The organism is Capilliphycus salinus ALCB114379, assembly GCF_047276495.1.
GTDB classification, from domain to species: domain Bacteria; phylum Cyanobacteriota; class Cyanobacteriia; order Cyanobacteriales; family Microcoleaceae; genus Capilliphycus; species Capilliphycus salinus.
Window position 1 is genome coordinate 2,898,763 of the sequence record NZ_CP178543.1, and the last position, 12,858, is coordinate 2,911,620.

Consider the following 12,858-nt stretch of genomic DNA (forward strand, 5'->3'; position numbering starts at 1 on the left):
AGTAGTGATAGCTGAAGAGCTTGTTCCGGTTGACAATTAAGCGATATGTGCTGTTAACTGAAATCAGAAAAAGAGTAAATCAGTAATAATGGCTTCAAAAAAGGAAATTAAAATGCTCACAGAAATTCTGGAGCTAGAAGGAGTAAAAGTAGTGTCACGTTATCAGCATAAAGGGATTGGAATAATTTTAGAGATAGAGCCAATCCATCAGTAAAGTATTTGCCCTCGTTGTGGGGAAAAAAGTCATAAATTGCATCAAAACCATAGATATATAATTAAAGATATACCTTGGGGAGAATCGCCAGTATTTTTGGAAATAAATAGAAGGCAGTTCAAATGTAAGAAATGTAAAAAGCCGTTTAGTGAGGATTTAGAGTTCGTGGGAAAAAGAAGGACTTATACAAAAAGATTGGCGGATAGAATCCTACAAGAAGTTTTAGAAAAGGACATAAACAGTGTTGCCCAAAAAGGGTTAGTCACAACAGAAGAAATAGAAAGAATGTCATCCGTTCACCGCCGCAGAATCGGCGGGGAATCGCGGATGACTCGATTCCCGAGTTAAAAGACGCATCATCAGAATTAGCCGAGTTAAAACCCGCAGATTTAAAAAAGCTAGGAATTGATGAAATAGCATTGATTAAAGGAAAAGGGAATTATTGTGCAGTTTTCATAGATTTAGAGAAGTCAAAATTAATAGCCCTACTCGCAGGAAGAACAACTGATGAAATCAAAAAAGTATTGATGGGATGGGGGAAAGAAGTGTTAGAAAAGATAGAGGAAGTTAGCATAGCTCTGTGGAAAGGATACAAAAGCTTAGTCTTAAAACTCATGCCAAATGCTCAAGTTGTAGCGGATAGATTTCATGTAATGGTACAAATCAATCAGGAGTTAGATAAGCAAAGGAAACAAGAAAGGCTGAAGGCAGAAAATTTGCTAAAAACGGCTAAGTCGGAATTGGAAAAAGTAAATTCCGAAAAAGTTTTAGCAGGATTGAAGAAGAGTAAATATGCCCTTTTGAAGAATGAAAAAGATTTGAATGAACAACAAAGCCAGAAACTAGCCGAAGTGAAAGAGGTTTCTCCCCTCCTGAAAAGGATGCACGAATTCAAAGAAAAAATTCGTCAAATCTTTGAGGAAACAAATGATTGGTTAGTGGGATTATGGCAATTAGGGAGGTGCTTAGATGAAGCTCAAAAATATTTCCCAAACAGTCAAAAGACAATTATTCGATGGCTAGATGAAATTATTGCTTACTTTGATCATAGAACAACCAGTGGTGTAGTTGAGGGAATTAATAACAAGCTGAAACTGATTAAACGTTCGGCTTATGGATTCAGAAATTTTAAAAACTTTCAATCAAGATGTTTACTGAATTGGAATTTTAACTAAATTTTTAGCATACTAGGTACTGAAGAACCCATATTATTACTGATTTCAATCAAAGATAATTTAACTTCATTGCAAACAAAAGCATTTAATCCAAATAATAATTATACAAAAAAAACCAGGCTTTTTTCATCCTGGTTTCAACCTTCTAAAATTAGCAGCTTATGTGCGAAGATTTTAAACTTATGCGCGAACCGACAACCATTAAATATCTAAATCAACCAGATTTAAACGGGGTGCATTGGTTTCGATAAACTCCCGACGGGGTGCAACGCGATCGCCCATTAATACGGTAAAAACGTTATCGGCTTGGGCGGCATCTTCTACTTCTACTTGCTTGATCATTCGGCTTTCTGGGTTCATTGTCGTATCCCAAAGTTGCTGAGGCATCATTTCACCCAACCCTTTAAACCGTTGAATATTGTAGTTAGCATTAGCGGGAAATTCTGCCAGACGTTGCTGTAATTCTCGCTCATTATAACAGTAGTAATGATTGCGTCCACGTTCAACTTTGTACAGGGGAGGACAAGCAATATAAATGTAACCCTGTTCAACTAATTCTCGTTGATAGCGGTAGAAAAAGGTTAACAGCAAAGTCCGAATATGAGCGCCGTCAACATCCGCGTCTGTCATAATAATAATCTTATGATAACGCAATTGAGACGGGTCGAAATCTTCCCCCCGGATTCCCAATCCTAACGCCGTAATTAGCGATTGAATCTCATTGTTTTTGTAGATTTTAGAATCATCTGTTTTCTCAATATTTAGGATTTTTCCGCGCAGAGGTAATATCGCTTGATTCCGGCGATCGCGTCCTTGTTTTGCACTTCCTCCCGCACTATCCCCCTCAACCAAAAAGATCTCCGATTCGGCGGGAATGCGGGTACTACAATCGGCCAATTTACCGGGCAAGGGCGACGATTCTAACACCGACTTTCGCCGCACCAAATCTCTGGCGCGTCGGGCGGCTTCTGCGGCTTTAAAGGCTTGAATGGCTTTTTCTAAAATCGAATCGGCAACGTTGGGATTAAAATCGAGATACTCGGTTAAAATTTCCCCGACCAAGGAATCAACAATTCCGCGAACTTCTGTATTTCCTAACTTGGTTTTGGTTTGCCCTTCAAATTCCGGGTCGGGAACCTTGACAGAAATCACCGCAGTTAACCCTTCCCGGACGTTCTCGCCGCCCAAATTGGATTCGCTCTCTTTGAGTTTATTTCGCTTGCGAGCAACGTTATTCATAGTCCGGGTTAATACCGCTTTTAACCCTTCTAAATGGGTTCCCCCGTCTATAGTTCTAATATTGTTGGCAAAGCCCAAAATATTATCGCTGTAAGCATCCACACACCACTGCAACGCCACCTCTACCTGTACATCATTTCGCTCTCCCGACACATAAATAATATCTTCGTGGAGGGGTTGCTTTTCCCGGTTCATGTAAGTAACATATTCGCGAATTCCCCCTTCATAACAAAAGCTTTCTGTTTTGGGTTGATCGAGTTTCAGCAGTTCTAAACGGTGGTCGGTTAAAGTAATTCTAACCCCCGCATTTAAGTAGGCTAATTCTCGCAAACGGCTGGCGATTGTGGCATAATCAAACTCAATTCCGGTGGTAAAAATAGTTGTATCCGGTAAGAACCGCACCGCAGTTCCCGTCTGAGTTCCTTTTGCGGGTTTGGACTTGAGTTCATAAGCGGGAACCCCTCGTTCGTAGCGTTGGGTATACTGGGTTTTATCCCGCAGCACTTCAACTTCTACCCATTCCGATAACGCATTGACAACCGAAACACCCACCCCGTGCAAACCGCCCGAAACTTTGTAACCGCCCCCGCCAAATTTTCCGCCGGCGTGGAGTACCGTCATTACGGTTTCTAGGGCCGATTTTCCGGTTTTGGAGTGAACGTCAACGGGAATACCCCGACCATCATCTGTTACCGTTACTGAACCATCGGCATTAAAATCGACTTCAATGTGGGTACAATAGCCTGCGAGCGCCTCATCAATGGAGTTATCCACGACCTCGTACACGAGATGATGAAGTCCGCGTGGCCCCGTTGACCCAATGTACATCCCCGGACGTTTGCGGACGGCTTCTAGACCTTCAAGAACTTGTATTTGTTCGGCGCTGTAACTGCTGGTCATGTGATAACTGCTCCTATTAGGGGCCTGTAGTCCCCAGGACTCCAAAAATGACAAATCTCTCCAAAATTGTAACACAAATGGGTTAGAAACGATTATAAGGGCAATTGGAGCATTGTTTAAATTGGTGATTCAACCCCTTTATCATGGAGACTCGGACGGGATCGATTAAACGGGAAAGGACTTATGGCGATTATTGTGATTTGTGGCGCGACGGCAACGGGAAAGTCGGGACTGGCGATCGCTTTGGCGCAACGGCTGAACACGGTGATTCTCAGTGCTGATTCGCGTCAGGTGTATCGAGAATTTGATATCGGCACGGCTAAACCGACGCTTGATGAGCAGGAAAAAGTTCCCCATTTTCTCATCGATATCTGCGATCCCACCGAGACTCTCACTTTAGCAGAATACCAGGAAAAAGCTCAAGTTTTGATTGCGGTTTCTTCTGCAACTCCTGTGTTGCTCGTCGGGGGGACGGGGTTGTATATTAAGTCTATTGTACGCGGAATGATGATTCCTCGGGTGGCGCCTTCTGCTGAGTTGCGATCGCAGTTTCAAGCTTTGGGTCAAGTTCAGTGTTATGCGATGCTACAACAAGTCGATCCGGTGGCGGCTCAAAAGATTCATCCCAACGATGAATTTCGCACTCATCGAGCCTTAGAAGTCTATTATATTACAGGTTTTCCGATTTCTCAACTTCAAGGTGAAGATCCTCCAGATTATCCTATTTTACAAATTGGTTTAAAGTTAGATCGCGATCGCTTAACTGAACGCATTCAACACCGCACTCACGAAATGATTGAGAGGGGATGGCTTGAAGAAGTGAAAAGACTTGTGGAAAAATACGGTCAAGATTTGCCGTTGTTGCAGACTTTGGGCTATCAGGAAATGTGTCAATATCTCCGGGGAGATTGTTCATTAGATGAGGCGATAACAGCAACGGTTTTACATACTCGTCAATTTGCTAAAAGACAACAAACTTGGTTTAAGGCGGTTGACGAGATCGAATGGTTTGACGCGGAAAATCCCGATTTATTAGAACAAGTTTGGCAGCGGGTTCTAGAGTTTAATTTTGAATTTTAATTGAGAATTCATCCTTGTTCCCTGTTAATTGTTGACCTTGATTTTTGTAAAGTTTCTTGATTCTGTGGAGAACAACCGAGGGACAATCTGGTGTTAGAATAAGCGAGGGGGGTAGGTTTTCCGGAATGAAGGGCTACCCGGTTGAATATCAAGGTGTAGTGACTTGGGGAGTCCACATTTCTTTCCCCAGACGCCACAATTTCCTTGAATGATTGAGTTATGGGTGTTGATTTTTTAGTCTTTAAAGCACGATACTCGGAGAATCAAAATGAGAAATACAGGATTGGCGTATCTACTTTGGTGTAGTTGGTTTTTGGGGTTGGGTGGTGTTCACCGCATCTATTCTGGGAATTATTTTACTGGACTGGTGTGGTTATTTACCTGGGGTTTGTTTGGGTTTGGTCAAGTTTTAGATTTATTTATGATTCCGGGAATGGTCGAACGGAAAAATCTCAGATACCAACTTTACCACCGAGAAAATAATCAAACTCCCATTACTCACGAAGTTATTGTTAATTTAACAGAAGGTCAAAAATACAGCCCGGAAGCGGTGCCTGCGGTTGAGAAAAAGTCCGATATTTATACCATTTTGAAACTCGCCAAAGATAATCCTCAAGGGATTTCGGTTGCTGATTGTGTCATTGCCACCGATAAACCGATTGCTGAAATCAAAGAATTGTTGAATAATTTGTATAAAGAAGGTTTGCTTCATATCGATAACCACGATGAAACGGGAACAATAATTTATCGGATTGTTTAACTTTTTTCGGAGTGGGTTCAGCAATAAATCTACACCCTAAAAACATACCCCAAAAACCCGGTTTCTAACAGAAACCGGGTTTTTATGATCGCTGATAACTGAAAACTGTTAACTGTTTAATCCCCTTGGGGATATTCATCCCATAATGTGGTAATTTGACGCAAACTTTGGAAGTTTCCCTGACCTAAAATTAGATGATCTAAAATGGGAATCGATAAAACTTGGCCGCCTTTTAAGAGTTGACGAGTCAGAGTAATATCTTCTGGACTGGGTTCAACATTTCCCGAAGGATGGTTGTGAGAAATAATCATTCGCGTCGCCCCTTGTCGGATGACTTCTCGAAAAATCTCCCGAGGATGGGCTAAAGTCTCGGTGGCGGTACCAATAGTAATAACTTTTGTACCGAGTAAACGGTTTTTTACATCTAATAATAATACCGCAAAACGTTCTTGAGTTTGCCACATTAAATCTTGGCTTAAAGCGTCGGCTGCGGCTTGGGGCGTTTCGATAATTGCCCGTTCAGAAGGACGGAGTTGAAACACACGTTTTCCGAGTTCTATTGCGGCGATAATTGTGGTGGCTTTTGCGGGTCCTATTCCATGAATTTGGGTAAGTTCTTGTACGGTAATATGTCGCAAAATTGATAACGGGTCGTGTTGATTTTGGCTGAGTTGATTGAGTAAATATTGTCCTAAACCCACCGCTGATAATTTTCCCTTTCCCTGTCCGGTATTGAGTAAAATCGCTATTAATTCTGCATTGGAAAGGGCTTGAGATCCGTGTGCGATCATTCGTTCTCTCGGACGTTCATCGGAGGGTAAATCAGCAATTCTGAGGCTGTAGGTCATACTCAATCCTCACACAACAAGGTTTGAATTTAATATAACCCGATTTTTTGACAATGAATCAATGATTTTCCATATCAATATTTTCTGATTTTTAGTGGGGAAAAACGGTTAATTAAATTGCGTGTAATTACAGATGTTCTAAACATTGAACCGGATCGTTTTGGCGAATGACTCCGGTATTTACAGGGATTAGATTCTGACCAAACATGACACCGCCCGCTTGTCGTCGAAAAGTGGCTAACGTTTTTAAAGGTTCTTTAGATTCATCCCGTTTTCCGGTGAATTGGTCTGTTGTGGTCACAATACAGCGATCGCAAGGTTTAACCACATCAAAATAAACCCCGCCAATTTTAATCAATTTCCAGCGATCTTCAACAAAAGGAAATTCGGATTCAATCACAAGATTGGGACGAAATCGAATCATCGGAACTTCCGAACAATTAACCGAATTATTGAGTGTAATTCTGCGGTTCAATTCTGCCAAAGAAGCCGTATTTGTGAGTAAAAAAGGATAACCATCCGCAAAGCTAACCCGATCTTCCGGTCGCCGTGCATAATTAGGATTAACCGGTCGAATCTGTTGGGGAGATTGTCGCACTAACCGACAAGGTTGTTCGGAAGATAATTTTAAAGCCTTTTGCAACCAATCCGCCACGTCATCCCCCTGATCGATAGCAGTAGTATTATCCCGCCAAATCTTCACCTCTAGAGGGTTCCCGGTGAAATGCGGTTGAAAAGTAAACGCTTCTATCGGTTCACCGGGAACAGATAAAGAAATCATTTCTTCCGAGAGTTGAACCCGAATTTTTGCCATTTGAGGATAGTCTCGCTGAGTCATAAATTTATGATTTTGATCGACAATCATCAATTCTCGGTCCCAAACAAAACCTTTTGGCGTGACCTCCGCTTGTGGGAGTTCAATTCTTTGACAGGACTTAATCGGATGAATAAAAATACCTGTAACATTCATGGGGAAATTTTCTCCTCGGAAGCGATAAAAAAGACTGATGAGTTTGATGAAACGGGGACAATCCGAAATTTACCCCCTGATAGAGCCTTGTCTGAAGAAATTGTAGTATAAAGGAGGTGATATCAAACTAGATTGGCTATATTGGTAAACGACAGAAATTGTCAGTCTTGAGAAACGTTGATTGGGGTATACAGCATGATGAAATCTTTATTTTTCCGAACGGTGTTGGCGACGACAACCACAGTAGCCGTTAGCACCATTGCATCGAGTAGCTATGCGGTGAGTCTGGTTCCCGAGTCGGAAGCGGAAATTGATGTCGGTTTGGGTTGTTTAGACTCGGCTCAGTGTATGATGCCAGACTCGATTTCTTTTGTCGAGAGTATCATGTCGATGACGGACGACACAACTAACTCTAGAAGTCGTTTGTTTATTGACGACTTGACCACTGAGAATGAGTATGGCGATGTGATTCGCTTTTTAACGACGGATGCGGGGACGAATCCTGCTGATGTTTGGTTTCGTCCAGTTGCTTATTTGGAAGGGCTAGATTCTTATCCAGAAGAAGGTCAATTGGAAGTCGGAACTTACACGTTTGAATTTGGTACGGTTTTAAAAGAATTGACCATTGATTATTTTGATACCGAGTCGGAAAATACGACGGGTGTTGTTGCAATTAACGGTAATTCTTTGACAACACCGGATTGGGTTCCTTCTGGATCGAATGGTAACATCTTTACTCAAACTTTTGCCGATGTTAGTTCTTTAACGCTAAAACTGGGGTTATTTGACCCCGATGGAATGACCGTTAAAGCGCCCGGAGATGGTGTCCGTTTTCGGTTAGCTGCGACTCCGACTGCGGTTCCCGAACCGATGACTTTGAGCGGTTTGGCGGTTGTGGGTTTGGCTTTAGCCGGGTCTAAGCTTGCCAATAAGCGTAGTTAGTTTGAATCAATAATTTTTTGGGGTGGAGTGTTTGGGGGTTTTGATGATAAAAACAATCAAGATGGATGGGAAATGAAATCATTAACTCATCCATCTTTTCTGCGTTTTTAGCATTGAAAGAATAGCACCCAGAATCTATCTTGGGGATGATGAGAGTTGCTAAACAGTTGTGTTATTTATTTATAGGTCATCACGGTTCTGACAAAACTCTCGGTTACATCCTGCCAACGAGGATTACAAGCCCGGTCTTTAATAATCTCAAAATGCACCAATGACCACTGTTCCGCTATTCCCGCTTGTTCCCGACGATGTTCGAGGTAAGTCACTCTTTCCGGGTTGAGATAGTAGGTTTCACAGATTTGGTCAAATAAGATTTCAAAAGCACTGCTAATGCTGATTCCTTCCTTCCAGGGTAACTCTGTAACCATTACAACTTGGCTACCGTCAGACTTCGGATGAATTTGCAAGTCGCACTTACAAATGCTTCCGGGCCAAAGTTCACACTTAAACAACATCTCTTAAACGTCCTTGGTTAAAGCGTATCAAAAAGAGGACTGGAGGCGATTGGAATTTCCAGTCCTTGCATTCTTAGAAAGGAATTATAAATTAAATCTTAAGGGATCTGATAGTCCCCCTCTGCAAGCGGGTCAAGGGAAGAGTCGCTCATTTTCTCTGAAATTTATTCCCCGTCTCTAGGGAAAAAATCTCACAAGGCTTGAATTTAGGGTTTTTTGGTTTATTTTCCCGACAAAGAAAATTACCGTTTTCCCCGTGAAAAAGGTCGGATTTCTGAGAGGGGCAGTAACAAAAATTTACACGACCGCCATTGTGATGATTAACTGGGCGATTAACAGGGAGCATTATGTAACAGATAATTCACTTCGCTCGCCAACCATTCTTGAAACAGTTTATTGAGAATTTGTTGAGAACGTTCCTCCGTTAACTCGGCAGAGATAAACTCTTCAACTTTAAATAAATGATAGCCCAGATCGCTTTTGTGGGGGCCGATAATTTGTCCCGGAGTCGCACCAAAAACCAAAGCCGCGATATCCGCTTTCAAATGACTGCGGTTTAGTTTTCCTTCATAACCGCACAATTCCCTGCGTTTGGGTTCAATATCATACAGATGAGCCGCGTGATAAAAGCTGATTTCTTCTTCTTCGATTTGATAGAAAATTTCCCGCGCCAGTCGTTCGTAGGGAACTACAATTTGATAGAGCAGAACTTTTTCATACTCTAACTTATGTTGAGCAAAATATTTTTCCACTTCCGAAGAAAACAGAGCATCGGCTAATTTTTTAGCTAAAAGATGCTGTTTAATTCCGGCTTCCCAATCATCTGGGGTAATCATTTCATCGGTCAGCCAAGCTAAGGTGTCAGAAGCTTTTTCTAAGCGTCTAGCCAAACGATGGCGGTCGGCTTCCGCTTGAATTTCCTCGGGAGTTACGCTGATTTTTCGTTCCCGAACTGCTCGATCAATCGCCCTTTGGGATAAAATCTTTTGACACATCTCCTTGTATTTTATTTGTTCTTTGAGAAAACAAATAATGTCATCATTGCTGACAGTTTTTCCCGACTGATTAACCATAGTCGCTCTCTCTCTCTGTTCAGGCTGAGTAGTTTTCATCCTTAAATCTTATCGCTTTATGTAACAGTAAAGTCTGCAAGGCCTAATTTTTTTGATCTACAGGATTGACCGTTGCCAAAACCACACCCACGCATCCCTTGATTCTGGTTGTAATTCTGTTGAATTGCGGTGATGTCAGTGACACCATTACCATCAGGGTCAAGAAAATTTCAAGCCAGATCCTTTAATGAGATAGCTCAGAAAAGGATATTCTTGTCATCGGCGATCGCGCTTCAAAATCAACGATGACATCAACACTCCCTACACCTTCTAAACTGAGGCTAAATGGGTCTGCTTTTTTTCCCTCCCATCTGGGTATTCCCCAGGTCTCTCCAAAGCCGATGGTTTCCTGCGTCCTCAGTCAGTGAGTCCTTACCCTGGCTTGCTGGAATTGTATCATTTCCCTCTCCACCCTTGAGGGTATAATTACTTACACTTCCTGAAGAAAATCATCACCGCAGCCGCCAGATCAACTATTATTCCCCACCAAACCGAATCAACGATCCGCATGAGAATTTGCTGAATTGGGATCATCATTGTGACTGGCGATGATTATAAATACACCAGGAACAGCCGTTTTTCTCGGTTGGAGAAACTCGTCTAGACCGGAGATAAAATAAGCCATTTTATACTAACTAACCTGATTAATAGTATGTTGCCATTTTGGCATGGTTTCAGAAGGCAACAGGGAAAAGGAGTCACCGAGTCAGGAGTTCAGGAGTAAGCGCGTTCGCGCTCGCTGCGCGTACAGAATTGCCTTTTGCTACAAGCGCCTTTTGCCCCTTACCCCTTACCCCTTACCCCTTACCCCTTACCCTATTGACTGGTGACTGGTGAGGCAGCGCGGTCTTGGGGGTTTCCCCCATGAGCGACTGCCGAACCCGTAAGGGTCACTGGTGACTGATAACTGTAAACCCCGGCCAAATTGGCAACATTCGGCTGGAAATTTGAGATTCAATGAAAAACTACTTCAAGAAGGAATAGAGGGCCATGACAACAGTGACAGAAGCCCTGCGCTTGGCTGCTCAATATCAACAAGCGCATGATTTAGCAAAAGCCGAACACGTTTACCGTCAGATTTTACAAACTCAACCCCGTCAACCGAATGCTTTGTGTGGGTTGGGGGTACTTGCCAGCCAGCAAGGTCAATATCAAGTGGCCGAAAAGTTGATGACCACCGCTTTGCAAATTCAACCGAACTTCGCTCAAGCCTGGTTAAATTTAGGCAACTTACACCAAGTTCAGGGTCGGTTAGCAGAGGCGTTAGAAGCCTATCAGCAGGTGATTGCTCTCAATCCTAATGCGGTTGCCGCCTATAATAATTTAGGGTATACCTTACAATTAAAAGGAGAGTGGGAACAAGCGATCGCCTATTATCAAAAAGCCTGTTCTCTTCAACCCAACAACATTGAAATTAATGTCAATTTAGCCAACGCACTTCACCATCAAGGGAAACTTTCTCCCGAACAACAAATTCACTACGCTGCCATCAATCACGATCTCGGTGTGGCTCGCAAAAAAGCGGGAGATTTGCAAACGGCTATTACTTATTTTCGTCAAGCTATTGCTCTCCAACCCAATCTCGCCTTAGCCCATTATAACTTAGGTGCCGCCCTAAAAGCCAGCGGAAAAATTGCAGCGGCAATCAGCAGTTATCAAACCGCATTAGAGCTTAATTCTAAAGACGAGAATGCTGACAACGCCTTAATTAATCAAGCGTTAAATACACTCAACCGCTTACAACAAAACCAGTCTTCTAAAATTCCGACTTCTAACCGATTAAAAGTTGGATTTGTTTGTCAGCCCTTTGTAATGACCTCTTTTCCGAATCCGGCTGATTCTATTGGCATTTTAACCTATGAATTGGTAAAAATTTTAGCGGACCAGTTTAAGATCACCGTTTATGCAGCCGGCCAACAATCTAGCCAAATGAATCTAGAAGGGGTCAATTATCAGTATATTCCCGTTAGCCAAGATCAATCCTTTCTCAAATCTTTTGAAAAACTCCCCTTTAAAAATCTCCAATCTCCCCGATTTAATCACCGCTTTTATTATCTGGGATATGCGCTGCGAATTGCCCAAAATTTAAGAAAACAACAATTTGATCTCGTTCACATTCACAACTGCTCTCAATTTGTACCCATTATTCGGGCTTTAAATCCCCAAATTAAAATTGTTCTCCATATGCACTGTGAATGGTTGCATCAACTCGACTATAAAACCACCGAACGGCGAATGCGTCAAGTAGATTTAGTTATTACTCCTAGCGACTATATTACAGAAGCCGCTCGCCAACGTTTTCCGCAGTTTTCAGAGCGAATTAAAACCCTGGCCAATGGGGTAGATTTAGAGAAGTTTGTCGATTCATCTCTGGGATATTTAAACAAAAAATCAGCCGCAAAATCTCCAGCCAAACAACTCCTCTATGTCGGGCGAATTTGCCCGGAGAAAGGTTCGCACATTCTCTTAGAAGCCTTTCACAAAGTCCTGGAAAAAGAGCCGGAAACTCAACTCACCTTAGTCGGACCAATGGGAGTGATTCCCTACGAATATTTAGTGGCTTTGAGTGAAGATGCCAAGATTAAAGATTTGGCTGTATTTCATCAGGGAGAGAACTGGAAAGTTTGCTTGAGAAACGCCTTTGAAAAATTGAATCAAATTCGAGAAGATACGGTAACATTAACGGGGTGTTTGCCACCGACAAAGTTACCGCCTTATTATCAAAATGCCGACCTGTTTATCTTTCCCTCCGTCTGTCAAGAAGCCTTTGGAATGCCTGTCGCAGAAGCAATGGTGGCGGGTGTTCCGGTCATTGTTAGCGATGGCGGCGGTTTACCAGAACTGGTTGAAAATGGCAAAAGTGGGTTAGTTGTCGAACGCGGTAATTCTGATGCTTTAGCTGAGGCTATCCTCAAACTTTTAGCAGATGAAACCCTCAGAAAGTCGATGGGTTCATCGGGTCATAAACGCGCCGTTGAACGCTTTTCTTTTGAGAAAATAGCGGGGGATTTACAGCAACACTATTACCAACTCTGCGGTCCAGTTGAACCCCAGTCCAATCTCACAACATTATCGAAGGGCTTTCCCCAAGCGGCTTAATTTA

The 12,858-nt window shown here is 42.5% G+C and carries 9 protein-coding genes and 1 pseudogene; 5 read left to right on the forward strand and 5 right to left on the reverse strand.

Annotated features, from left to right (window positions below):
- Positions 1-112 precede the first annotated feature (112 nt).
- A pseudogene (locus ACL6C3_RS12020) lies at positions 113-1,389 on the forward strand (ISL3 family transposase).
- A gap of 201 nt (positions 1,390-1,590) precedes the next feature.
- Here the strand turns inward: ACL6C3_RS12020 and gyrB are convergent.
- Positions 1,591-3,528 carry a DNA topoisomerase (ATP-hydrolyzing) subunit B gene (gyrB, locus tag ACL6C3_RS12025; protein ID WP_413167399.1) on the reverse strand — a complete coding sequence of 646 codons (1,938 nt, stop codon included), beginning with the start codon at positions 3,526-3,528 and terminating at the stop codon, positions 1,591-1,593.
- Between the two features lie 183 nt (positions 3,529-3,711).
- Between gyrB and miaA the strand changes: the two genes are divergently transcribed.
- Together miaA and ACL6C3_RS12035 are read left to right on the forward strand one after the other, a co-directional pair.
- Positions 3,712-4,608 carry a tRNA (adenosine(37)-N6)-dimethylallyltransferase MiaA gene (gene miaA / locus ACL6C3_RS12030; RefSeq protein ID WP_413167400.1) on the forward strand — a complete coding sequence of 299 codons (897 nt, stop codon included), beginning with the start codon at positions 3,712-3,714 and terminating at the stop codon, positions 4,606-4,608.
- 268 nt (positions 4,609-4,876) lie between these two features.
- Positions 4,877-5,368, forward strand: coding sequence for an NINE protein (locus tag ACL6C3_RS12035; RefSeq protein ID WP_413167401.1), 492 nt, complete (start codon positions 4,877-4,879; stop codon positions 5,366-5,368).
- Positions 5,369-5,484: 116 nt separating this feature from the next.
- Here ACL6C3_RS12035 and radC read toward each other — a convergent pair whose 3' ends face one another.
- Together radC and ACL6C3_RS12045 are read right to left on the reverse strand one after the other, a co-directional pair.
- Complete coding sequence (gene radC, locus ACL6C3_RS12040; RefSeq protein ID WP_413167402.1) at positions 5,485-6,216, reverse strand: RadC family protein; 732 nt, start codon at positions 6,214-6,216, stop codon at positions 5,485-5,487.
- A gap of 127 nt (positions 6,217-6,343) precedes the next feature.
- On the reverse strand, positions 6,344-7,186 hold the full coding sequence (locus ACL6C3_RS12045; RefSeq protein WP_413167403.1) for an MOSC domain-containing protein: 843 nt from the start codon (positions 7,184-7,186) through the stop codon (positions 6,344-6,346).
- A 195-nt stretch (positions 7,187-7,381) separates the two neighbouring features.
- Between ACL6C3_RS12045 and ACL6C3_RS12050 the strand changes: the two genes are divergently transcribed.
- Positions 7,382-8,128 carry an LEVG family PEP-CTERM protein gene (locus ACL6C3_RS12050; RefSeq protein ID WP_413167404.1) on the forward strand — a complete coding sequence of 249 codons (747 nt, stop codon included), beginning with the start codon at positions 7,382-7,384 and terminating at the stop codon, positions 8,126-8,128.
- A gap of 176 nt (positions 8,129-8,304) precedes the next feature.
- Here the strand turns inward: ACL6C3_RS12050 and ACL6C3_RS12055 are convergent, their stop codons facing one another.
- Together ACL6C3_RS12055 and ACL6C3_RS12060 are read right to left on the reverse strand one after the other, a co-directional pair.
- Positions 8,305-8,643 (reverse strand): hypothetical protein, encoded by a 339-nt coding sequence (locus ACL6C3_RS12055; protein WP_413167405.1) that lies wholly within the window; start codon positions 8,641-8,643, stop codon positions 8,305-8,307.
- A 332-nt stretch (positions 8,644-8,975) separates the two neighbouring features.
- Positions 8,976-9,716 (reverse strand): peptidylprolyl isomerase, encoded by a 741-nt coding sequence (locus ACL6C3_RS12060; RefSeq protein ID WP_413167406.1) that lies wholly within the window; start codon positions 9,714-9,716, stop codon positions 8,976-8,978.
- Between the two features lie 1,029 nt (positions 9,717-10,745).
- Here ACL6C3_RS12060 and ACL6C3_RS12065 point away from each other — a divergent pair.
- Positions 10,746-12,854, forward strand: a complete 2,109-nt coding sequence (locus tag ACL6C3_RS12065) for a glycosyltransferase (RefSeq protein WP_413167407.1) — start codon at positions 10,746-10,748, stop codon at positions 12,852-12,854.
- The last annotated feature ends 4 nt before the right edge of the window (positions 12,855-12,858 follow it).